We start from the raw sequence: 10,745 nt of genomic DNA on the forward strand, positions 1-10,745 counted from the left end.
GCAATTACTATGGCGGTTAATGCTATTACTGATGAAAATGCTCTCAATTGGTTTAATCATTGTGGATTGTTTTTTGACCCTATTTAGATAGCTATTTTTGTACTGGACTTGATCGCAAACTGCTGTAAATCCGATTGGGAAAAAGGGAATTTTAGCAAGCAAAGATATGTTGTAGTTGTTTACACAGATGCCAGCGCCCATAGTTTAGAAAAAGGTGAAAAACCCAGTAACTACCCTGAAAATATCCCAAAAACCTTTGATGAATTGACAGATTATTGGCACGATATGCCAGTATCAGCTAAACGATTGGTACTATTTGCTCCTGATGCTTCACCTTGGACAGTTGTAAGCAGTTGGGAAAATACAGTTCATTATGTTTCTGAAGCAGGTAATGGATTAGAAGAAGTAGACGAAGATCAAATATTAAATGCGATCGCTAACAGTATATAAGCAAATGAGCTATGGCTGCCAATCAAGGTGTAACCTACGCAATAGATTTAGTCATGTGTATTGATGGCACAAGTTCAATGAGTTCGTTCATTGAAGAAGTGAAATCAAATGCTCTAGGTTTTTACGAGCAGATAGAAGCCAAAATGAAAGCAAGGAGTAAAAAAATTCACAAACTTAGAGCTAAGGTAATTGTATTTCGGGATCATTGGGCAGATTCACCAGGAATTGTCATGCAGTCTTCTAAATTTTTTGACTTACCATCTGAGTCCTCCGATTTTACTAATTTTATCTCTAAAATTAAAGCTGAAGGTGGTAGTAATGGACTCAGAAATGGCTTAGAAGCAGTTGGATTAGCACTTAAATCCGACTAGGAAAAAGGGGATTTTAGTAAGAAAAGATATGTCGTAGTTGTTTACACAAATGCCGGCGCTCATAGTTTAGAAAAAGGTGGAAAACTTAATTATTACCCTAATAATCCCCCAAAAACCTTTGATGAATTAACAGATTATTGGCACGATATGCCAGTATCAGCTAAACGATTGGTACTATTTGCTCCTGATGTTGAACCTTGGACAGTTGTAAGCAGTTGGGAAAATACAGTTCATTATGTTTCTGAAGCAGGTAATGGATTAGAAAAAGTAGACAAAGATCAAATATTAGATGTGTTGGGTACGGGTATCTGGAGCAGTATATAAGCAACGATAGTTAACTTAATCATGAAAATATGAGTGGTTAAGTTAAGTTTCTCAATTAAAGTAAAAACTTGAATAAGGACTTTAGTAATAGTTATGGAATTTAAGGTAGAAGTAAATCTAGAAGTAGCTAAAGATAAAGGTGAAGATGCTAACCTGGTAAAAACTTACAAGCATAACCAAACGCAAATTCATTTGATGGGAGTATTTGATGGTTTAGGAGGTCGTTCTGCTGGTTATAATGATGAAACTGGGGGACGGATTGCTTCGAGAATAGCATCTAAAACTAGTGAAGAATTTTTTGAAAAATGGAATGGTGAAATAACACAAAATAACGCTATCCAATTACAGGATGAAATTTGTCAAGCACTGAAAAAAGCCGCAGACGATAATAATATGCGAACCACTTCATCTCGGCTTAAAGGTTCTTTAGTAGAGCATAAACTTTGCACAACAATTGCTTTAGCTAGTATTCCCAAACAACAAACTCAGGATAAAATTTTTGAAGTTAATTTAGCTTGGATGGGAGATTCACGAATTTATTTTCTCAGCCCTACTAAGGGTTTACAGCAATTAACTAAGGATGATTTAGTAACTCCCAAAGATGCCTTTGAGATGCTCAGACAAGATCCGCCCATGTCTCAATATTTAACTGCTGATATTAATCCCAAATGGCAAATCCGTTTTCAGAGTCATAAATTTCAAGAACCGGGCTGTTTTCTAGCTTGTACTGATGGTTGCTTTCAGTATTTTTCCGCTCCTTGGGAGTTTGAAAGATTGCTGCTACAAACACTTTATGATTCAAAAGGCACTACAAAGAAAACGAATGATTGGCAAGGTTTAATTGAGCAAAAATATACTGAAATTAAACAAGATGACGTTTCTTTGATTATTTATGTAGTTGGTTTTAAAAAAATACCAGATATCAAAGATGCTTATCAAAAGCGATTGGGATATCTTAAACAAAAATTTGTTTATGATGCTAATAACTATGATGAATTAAAAAATCTATGGGAAGAGTATAAACCTCACTATGAACATTATTTGCCATCTATTCAGGATAGTCCACCTATTGCTACTGTTTTAGAAGATAAATCTTCTACTTCAGTTGCAAGTACAAGTAAAGGATGTAAACAACTTACTGAAACATTTAACGAACAAAAAGAAGCTAAAATTAAAAAGCTTTTAGATGATGCTAACTCTTGTTATGCAAATTATCAGTTTCTAAAAGCAAAGGAATTATGTGAACAAGCTTTAAAATTACAACCATACAACAGTGCTGCTAAATATCTATCAGGAGTTATTTATTATGAATTAGCAAAACAACCCTGTAATTATCAGGAAAAAACTAAACTTTTAGACTTTGCTGCTTCTCAGATTGAAGAAGTTATTGATCAATTATCAGAAAAAATAGAAGCATATCAAATTTTAGTTAAAATTCACTATGAATTAAAAAATTGGGAAAAAGCGGTTGAATTTTATGAGAAATTTTTTGATTGTAAAGGTTCGGAAAAATCCATAGATTTCGATTATGTAAATTCTATGAATTTTAATCTAGATTTAGATTCTTTTATCGCTTATCTTAGTGAACCCCAATCAAATTTTAATAACCGTAAACCAGTCAATCCAGTAATTAAGTTCTGTCAACGTATAATTACTTCAGGGATATGTTATGCTAAAAAACCTTTAATTTACTACTATATTGCAAGAGTACAAGAAATACAAGGAGAGTTTAAAGCTGCATCAAATACTCTAGAAGAACTCACACAATTAAATTTGCCTTTAGATGATAAAACGCAACAAAAATATCAAAGTATTTTAAATAGATTAAATAATAGGAGATAGTAATCAATGTCTTATAAAACAGGTGATCTAATTGCTGATAAATATTTAGTAACCCGTGAATTTGACAGTGCTAATGGTGGGCAATGTCAATGGGGTTTTGCTGTAAATATAAATGATGGTAATGAATATTTTGTGAAAAAATTTCTGAGTCCCGTATATCCAGGAGAAAAAGCACCAGGAGGCGAAAAAAGTAAACAAAAGCGTCGTGATCAATGCGATAAATTTGCTAGAAAACAATTACTGATTCAAGAAGCACTATCTGCTTGTGGTGCGGGTGGTTCAGTTGTTGTCATGGTAGACTTTTTTAAATATGGTAATGAAAATGGTGAACATTTCTTTAAAGTTTGTCAAAAAGTAGATACTAGCTCTTTATCAAAAGTCATACATACATTAGAACCAAAAAAGCGTTTATTTGTCATGCTAACAGCGGTAGGAGCGCTTAATATTTTACATTACAATGGCATTGTTCATCTTGATTTAAAACCAGACAATATCCTAATTCAAGAATGGGAAGGAAAACAAGTTGCCAAAATTATTGATTTTGATAGCAGTATTATTGAAGGAGAATCAATAGCAGTGGAATTTTTAGTAGGTGATCCAGTATATTATTCACCTGAATTTGCTAAACATATTTCTACAAATGGAGAAACACCAGCACCAAACAAAAAATCTGATATTTTTTCCTTGGGGTTAATTTTATGTGAATATTGGACTGGTAGTCGTCCATTTTTATCAGGAAGCTATACTTATGCCCATGAAGCAGTTCTAGATGGAAAAAAACTTGAATTACCATTACCACAGAGTAAAAGTAAATTACGGGGAACTATGATTCAAACGCCACTAGATACAGAAGTGCGTAATCTGATAGGAAAAATGTTAATTTTAAGTCCTGAAAAAAGACCTCAAATAACTCAAGTACAGCAACAGATTAAATATCTTTATAATAATGGTACTTTACCTAAAAATAAAGATGCCAAAAATAAGTTAATTATGAATTTTTAACTTCCATGAAAAAAACATACAAATGTAAAAGTTGTGGCTGTGAAGTTGTATCTCTGATGAAACCTTCTGAATGTCAAGTTTGTGGAGGAAGAGAATGGATGATGCTAACTACTACTACTAAACCCGTTAATTTAGGAGATGAACCAATGGCTATTGATAAAGACTTATTATCTTCATTCAAATTTCGATCAACAATAGAGAATTTCTGCCGAACTGTTGGCTGGGATCTTTATAGTATTAATGATACAAGAGCTATCATGAGATTTAGTATGGATTCTGGTAGTACACAAACTGTATTTATTCTCAAATACGATTCGACTCTAGAATTTTCTTGTCCAAGTAGTTTAAAATTTGATGATACAGATGATATACCGCATAGTTTATCTACTTGGCTATTGATAAGTAATGCACGATATAAATTCGGTTTTTGGTGTATAGAAAAGATAGAAGATAAGCAGGTTTTTTCAATTATTCATAATGCAGAAATGAGTTTAATTGATATTAATTATTTCTGCAAAATAGTTGATAGACTAGTACAAGAATGTGATAAATTTGAACAAACAATAGCAAACATAATGAATAGTTAATGGTAATTATAGCAGGCGAGGCGATCGCTACCAATTAATGATCTTCAAACTGTTGATCTTTGCAAATTCTTGATCAGCAGTCACTAGGCTTGCTGAATTTTGAATTGTTATTGCAGCAATTACTGCATCAGGTAATTTTAACCGATATTGCTGACGAATTTCGATAATCTTGTCAACTAATACCGGATCACCTGCTGCCAAACCAACAATTTCCACTCGCTGAATAAATTGTTGAAAAAGTTGGAGATCGCTTTGGGTTAGCCCAGAAAAAACCAAAAATTCAATCTGGCTAATAATCGAAATCCCAATCCAATTAGCATTTTGAAGTAATTGAATAAGTTGGGTATTACCTTGTAACAGGGCAATGATCGCATTCGTATCTAGCACATAGCGATTACCATTCATCTCTTAATGTCCTTTGCATCACTACTGCATCTCCTTGCCAATTTAACCGTCCTACCAAATCAGAAAAATCATACTTGAGATTTTGATCTTTAGATGGGACAACTGGATTAATTACCAGCACAATACTTACTTCTCCCGGATCAAGTTGTGTGGGAATGTCAAGATGCAAATGACCTGATGAATCCACTATCGTTGTAAGTTGAAGAACTTCCATTTTGATGTTAATAATCGGATATCAATTTTATTTTAGTCCAAACTCAAGTAACAATCATCATAAATGATAAATAAAATTCTGTAAATCCTAAAATCCTGGATATCCTGATAGCGAAGCGTGGCGTAAGCCATTTCAGACAATTAATGCTACAATAAACCAATAATTACTTGGTATCATATCATGATGATTACTCAAGCACTGGAATTACAACCTAACATCTTAGAAGATATATCAGAAGAGATAATTTTCCCACCCAGTGACCTATATAGTGATGAACCTCCCGTGGAAACAGAACTGCATCTCGAACAAATAATGATCTTAATAAAATCACTCAAATGGTTATGGAAAGACAGAACTGATTTTTATGCTGTCGGAAATCTGAGTATTTACTATAGTCCTCATCAAAAAAAATCAGAAGACGTTAGAGGTCCAGATTTTTTCGTGGTTTTAGGAACAGAACGAAAAACTAGAAAAAGTTGGGTTGTATGGGAAGAAAATGGCAAATATCCTAACCTGATTGTGGAAATTCTTTCACCAACCACAGCGAAAACTGACAGAGAAACTAAAAAAGAACTTTATCAAGATATTTTCCGCACACCTGAGTATTTTTGGTTTGATCCCTATAGCTTAGAATTTGCAGGTTTTTATTTAATACATGGTAAATATCAAGTTGTAGAACCGAATGAAAAGGGACATTTATGGAGTCAAGAATTAGGTTTATATTTGGGAATTGACCGGGGTTTATTAAGGTATTTTACATCTGCTGGATATTTAGTTCCTACACCGGAAGAAAGTGCAGAATTTGAAGCACAAAGAGCAACAATTGAAGCACAAAGAGCAGCAATTGAAGCTCAAAGAGCAACAATGTTTGATGAAAAAGCTCAACGGTTAGCAGCAAAGTTGCGAGAATTAAATATTGATCCAGATACAATTTAATTTAGATCCCATTTAGATCCCCGACTTCTTTGAGAAGTCGGGGATCTAGTTTGTGGTAAAATTTCCTAATCAGAGGTGAAATCTCTAAACTCACTTCTGCATTTATTTGTTGGGTAGAAACAAGAAAACGCCTTTTTAGGGATTGAATACTACTAACTATTGGCTCATAAACTTGATGACTATTTTCCAGTTCACTTAATAAAATTGAGCCATTTTGACTAGCTATAAAATGCAATAATTCTACTTCTGATGGTGGTAAGATATCTAAACTTTGCTCTAAAAAAGCCGTTAATTCAATATCTATGAAAGGTTGATCTAGCTGCAAGAATTTATTGGTGTCACCTGCAAATAATTCTTGAATAAGATAACCAATGATTTGTAAATATTGGGGGTTTCCTTGATAAATATTCAGCAATTTTTGATAATTTTCCTCATTCTTTAAGCCATATTTTTTAAGAATGTTTACACCATCATCATCTAATCCCAATAATTCCAAGGTGAAAACATGACTTTCAGATTCCCGACTTCTCAAAGAAGTTGGGGATCTAGGGATTGATAATTCACGAATTTCCTCACTACTATTGATAATTAGACAACTTTGATGTTTGGTTGTTGATAATAATTTAAATAGATTCCCATATTCTTCATACCCTTGTTGATATTTACCTGATACTTGATGCCTTGAAAAAATACAGTTAACATCGTCAATGATAATCAGGTAAGAGTGTTTTTCTATGGCTTTTTTAAATTGTGAAAGTTGATGAGGTGAATTATCTGGAATAAGCTGATCATGAGGGTAAATTATCTCTGTGATTAGTTGTGCTAAACTGGGTAGAGATTTTAAACTTTTATAAATAACGAACTCAAAATTTTCTTTGATATGATCAACTAATTTTAAAGCTAAAGCAGTTTTTCCAATACCTTTAATACCCAGTAAAGTTATTAAATTACATTTTCCTTGGAGGATTTTTTGTTGTAGTAATGATAATTCTACTTTGCGTCCATAAAAATCACCGATTTCAGGTGCATCTTTTAAGTCTAGATGAGAGGTTATCTGTTCTTGTTTATGGATAATTTCATGATTTTCTGGTGATGGTGCAGATTCTTTAAAAAAATTACCACTATTGATTTGTATTCCTTTAAAAATATTAGTTGAAGAGAAACTACATCTACCTAAAGTTGACTTGACATTAAATTTATTAACTTTTTTTCCAACTGCTTGAGATAAGGATTTCCACAGTTTACTGGCGCTATCCTTGATGTATTTTTCGCTGTGGTGGTGTTCTGTGGCGATATCTGCGTAAGTTCTACCCTGTAGTGTCCCTTCCAGGATAGCTCTTTGTAAATCATTGAGATGGTGTCCTTGATGCTCAAAGACTTGGTTATCTGCAATTTCAATTATTTCTTCAATATTTAACACTACTCCCCCCCTTCAAGTCAAGACTTTTTGATATTCTATCATGCTTTTAATACATCTTCTGGGGAGACTACACAGACAAAACCCATCTGCGCTGGTTGGAAATTTGTTAGCCTGGCGACTGGAAGTCACGGCTACACAGACAAAACCTGCCTTCGCGGGTTGGAAACTTGTTAGCTTGGCGACTGGAAGTCACGGCTACACAGACAAAACCCGCCTTCGCGGGTTGGAAACTTGTTAGCCTGGCGACTGGAAGTCACGGCTACACAGACAAAACCCGCCTTCGCGGGTTTGGTGTAAGAGATAAATTTTTGACTAATGGCGTTTGTGAAGATTTTTATGGGTGACAGAATATTACTTTTAGAGACTTTTTCACGTTTTTACATACTTTTGAGGTCTTGACATTCTCTTTTGGGCGTATTAAATTCAGTATGTTTGAAAACTATTGTAATTTATTGTGTGTTGGGTAGTGAATTTCATATTTATCTACATTTACTCCCAATAAGAATTTGTACGTTATTCAAACGGGGGAATTGACATGAATAAGATCATATCATCTGCGATCGCTATTTCTGCCATTACTGTATCTAGTATTTTGTTAAGTACATTAGATGTCAATATACTACCGTCCCAAGCAAAACCGTTACCTAAATTTCAAGAACCGTTTAATGTTGTTCGTAAAAACAATTGTGATGTCTCCAATATTCCCCAAGGGATTTTTAATTATGGTGGTAGTACAAGCTGGTCTCCTATTCGCCTAAAAGTAGATTCTGTACTGCAAAGAGTTTGTCCTCAGTTTGTTTTACGCTACATACAACCACCTTCCAGTGACCCAGGTTCCGTAACTGGGATTAAAATGTTGATAGACGATCAAATGGCTTTTATTCAATCTTCTCGTTCTTTCAGACGAGAGGAAAATACCCAAGCTAAACAAAAAGGTTTTAGTTTAAAAGCAATTTCCGTAGCAATTGATGCCATTGTGATCGGAGTCAATGATAACTTAAATATTCCTGGATTAACCATTACCCAACTCAAAGATATTTATACTGGTAGGATTACCAACTGGAAAGAATTAGGTGGTCCAAATTTACCTATTGTCCCCTTATCTCGTGATCAAGAAGCTAGTGGTACGACAGATTTTTTTATTGAATATGTTCTTAACAAAGATAAATTTGGTAACAACGTTCGTTACATTGGTACAACTACGGAAGCCATCAAAGAAATAGCCAGTACTCCTGGCGGAATTTACTACGCTTCTGCTTCAGAGATTGTCAGTCAATGTAATATTAAATCCCTGCCAATTGGACAGATAAAGACCTCATTGGTGCCACCATATAAATTACCCCGAATACCACAATCCAAATGTCCCCGGAGGCGTAACAAAATTAACTATGACAACATCCGAAATGGAAACTATCCCATCACTCGCAATTTGTTTGTGATTATAAAACAAAACGGTCAATCAGAAGAACAAGCTGGAAAAGCTTATGCAGATTGGTTATTAACAGATCAGGGTCAACAACTGATTGAAAACGCTGGATTTATCAGAATTAAATAATCAAATAAGTAGGTAAACAAAATAAAAATGAGAGTATTGCGTTTTGTAAAATGCCTGAAACTCAATCAGAATCTCGCATTGAGACAACTTTACATACCGTTATATACCTTTAAATTTTTCTGTTCACCTACTTAGGCATCTCTGAAAATTAAGATTTGTACGTTATTTGAACGGGGGAATTGACATGAATAAGATCATATCATCTGCGATCGCTTTTATGGGTGACATAATATTACGTTTAAAGACTTTTATATCACTTCCACATACCTTTGAGGGCTTTACATCCTCTTTTGGGCATATTAAAGTAAGTATGTTTTAAAACTATCGTAATTTATTGTGGGTCGGGTAGTGAATTTCATATTTATCTGCATTTACTCCCAATAAGAATTTGTACGTTATTCAAACGGGGGAATTGACATGAATAAGATCATATCATCTGCGATCGCTGTTTCTGCTATTACTGTATCTACTGTCTTTGGTTTAAGTTTAGTTAATGTTAACTCTTCCAAAGCTGACCTACAGTCTAAGCGTGAGATAGCACAAAGTTTGGGTCAATCGGGACAACTACCACAAACAGTCGTGTTGCAACTAGACACAAGGTCTCTCAAAAATTTAACTTGTGAAATTACTACAATTCCTGCAAACCCATCTTCATCATCCAGCAGATTTAGATATGACCGACAGATTTTTGAGTGTAAAAGTAGGTAGTGAAATACCCGTAGAGTCTTTACATTGTACTTCTCTGCAATAGTTTTGGTTTTTAAAGCAGGACTTACGCAACTGGCACATTGGTAGGGTGCGTCAAATATCAACAATCTGTTTATTTGCAGGATTTATGCAGTCTGACGCACCCTACAACAGATTTTTGGTGTGACACTTGCGTAAGTCCTATAAAGATGCCTGTTGAAGTCTATAGTTTTTTTGTAACACTTTTAACGTCAATTTTATAAACTCTGGAGTAAATATGTCCAAACAAAAACCCGCAACACCTCCTGTTAGTAGCAAACCCGTAGCTACAGCAAAACCAGCAACACCTCCTGCTAGTAGTACACCTGTAGCTACAGCAAAACCCGCAACACCTCCTGCTAGTAGTACACCTATAGGTATAACAAAACCCGCAACACCTCCTGCTAGTAGTACACCTGTAGCTACAGCAAAACCCGCAACACCTCCTGCTAGTAGTACACCTATAGGTATAACAAAACCCGCAACACCTCCTGCTAGTAATATACCTATAGGTATAACAAAACCAGCAACACCTCCTGCTAGTAGTACACCTGTAGCTACAACAAAACCCGTAACACCTCCTGCTAGTAATATACCTATAGGTATAACAAAACCCGTAACACCTCCTGCTAGTAGTACACCTGTAGCTACAACAAAACCAGCAACACCTCCTGCTAGTAATATACCTATAGGTATAACAAAACCAGCAACACCTCCTGCTAGTAGTACACCTATAGGTATAACAAAACCCGTAACACCTCCTGCTAGTAATATACCTATAGGTATAACAAAACCCGTAACACCTCCTGCTAGTAATATACCTATAGGTATAACAAAACCCGTAACACCTCCTGCTAGTAGTACACCTGTAGCTACAACAAAACCAGCAACACCTCCTGCTAGTAATATACCT

At 34.7% G+C, this 10,745-nt stretch carries 12 protein-coding genes and 1 pseudogene; 9 read left to right on the forward strand and 4 right to left on the reverse strand.

From position 1 onward, the window contains the following. The first annotated feature begins 108 nt into the window (after positions 1 to 108). From IQ226_RS23090 to IQ226_RS23110, 6 genes are all read left to right on the forward strand, one after another. Entirely contained in the window at positions 109 to 450 is a 342-nt protein-coding gene (locus IQ226_RS23090) for a hypothetical protein (protein ID WP_228039628.1), read from the forward strand. Positions 451 to 461: 11 nt separating this feature from the next. After that, complete coding sequence (locus IQ226_RS25400; RefSeq protein ID WP_228039629.1) at positions 462 to 821, forward strand: hypothetical protein; 360 nt, start codon at positions 462 to 464, stop codon at positions 819 to 821. A gap of 147 nt (positions 822 to 968) precedes the next feature. Continuing rightward, the gene (locus IQ226_RS25405; RefSeq protein ID WP_228039630.1) at positions 969 to 1,145 is read left to right on the forward strand and encodes a hypothetical protein; all 177 of its coding nucleotides are present in this window, start codon (positions 969 to 971) and stop codon (positions 1,143 to 1,145) included. Between the two features lie 93 nt (positions 1,146 to 1,238). Continuing rightward, positions 1,239 to 2,987, forward strand: a complete 1,749-nt coding sequence (locus IQ226_RS23100; protein WP_193899294.1) for a protein phosphatase 2C domain-containing protein — start codon at positions 1,239 to 1,241, stop codon at positions 2,985 to 2,987. 6 nt (positions 2,988 to 2,993) lie between these two features. After that, the gene (locus tag IQ226_RS23105) at positions 2,994 to 3,989 is read left to right on the forward strand and encodes a protein kinase (RefSeq protein ID WP_193899296.1); all 996 of its coding nucleotides are present in this window, start codon (positions 2,994 to 2,996) and stop codon (positions 3,987 to 3,989) included. Positions 3,990 to 4,045: 56 nt separating this feature from the next. Next, on the forward strand, positions 4,046 to 4,576 hold the full coding sequence (locus tag IQ226_RS23110; protein ID WP_228039631.1) for a hypothetical protein: 531 nt from the start codon (positions 4,046 to 4,048) through the stop codon (positions 4,574 to 4,576). 27 nt (positions 4,577 to 4,603) lie between these two features. Here the strand turns inward: IQ226_RS23110 and IQ226_RS23115 are convergent, their stop codons facing one another. Next, entirely contained in the window at positions 4,604 to 4,981 is a 378-nt protein-coding gene (locus IQ226_RS23115; RefSeq protein ID WP_015081311.1) for a type II toxin-antitoxin system VapC family toxin, read from the reverse strand. Further along, a complete protein-coding gene (locus IQ226_RS23120; protein ID WP_015081312.1) occupies positions 4,971 to 5,195 on the reverse strand; it encodes a hypothetical protein in 225 nt (74 codons plus the stop codon). Before IQ226_RS23120 ends, IQ226_RS23115 begins: the two co-directional genes overlap by 11 nt. A gap of 180 nt (positions 5,196 to 5,375) precedes the next feature. On the opposite strand from IQ226_RS23120, the gene IQ226_RS23125 reads away from it, so the two are divergent. Continuing rightward, a complete protein-coding gene (locus IQ226_RS23125; RefSeq protein WP_193899300.1) occupies positions 5,376 to 6,131 on the forward strand; it encodes a Uma2 family endonuclease in 756 nt (251 codons plus the stop codon). A gap of 1 nt (position 6,132) precedes the next feature. Here IQ226_RS23125 and IQ226_RS23130 read toward each other — a convergent pair whose 3' ends face one another. Beyond that, entirely contained in the window at positions 6,133 to 7,551 is a 1,419-nt protein-coding gene (locus IQ226_RS23130; RefSeq protein WP_193899302.1) for an ATP-binding protein, read from the reverse strand. A 535-nt stretch (positions 7,552 to 8,086) separates the two neighbouring features. On the opposite strand from IQ226_RS23130, the gene IQ226_RS23135 reads away from it, so the two are divergent. Then, the gene (locus tag IQ226_RS23135) at positions 8,087 to 9,106 is read left to right on the forward strand and encodes a substrate-binding domain-containing protein (RefSeq protein WP_193899304.1); all 1,020 of its coding nucleotides are present in this window, start codon (positions 8,087 to 8,089) and stop codon (positions 9,104 to 9,106) included. A gap of 417 nt (positions 9,107 to 9,523) precedes the next feature. Next, positions 9,524 to 9,814, forward strand: a complete 291-nt coding sequence (locus IQ226_RS23140; protein ID WP_193899306.1) for a hypothetical protein — start codon at positions 9,524 to 9,526, stop codon at positions 9,812 to 9,814. Positions 9,815 to 9,994: 180 nt separating this feature from the next. Here the strand turns inward: IQ226_RS23140 and IQ226_RS23145 are convergent. Beyond that, a pseudogene (locus tag IQ226_RS23145) lies at positions 9,995 to 10,745 on the reverse strand (hypothetical protein); the annotation flags it as partial.

Origin of the sequence: Dolichospermum sp. LEGE 00240 (assembly GCF_015207875.1) — a bacterium.
Taxonomy (GTDB): domain Bacteria; phylum Cyanobacteriota; class Cyanobacteriia; order Cyanobacteriales; family Nostocaceae; genus Dolichospermum; species Dolichospermum gracile.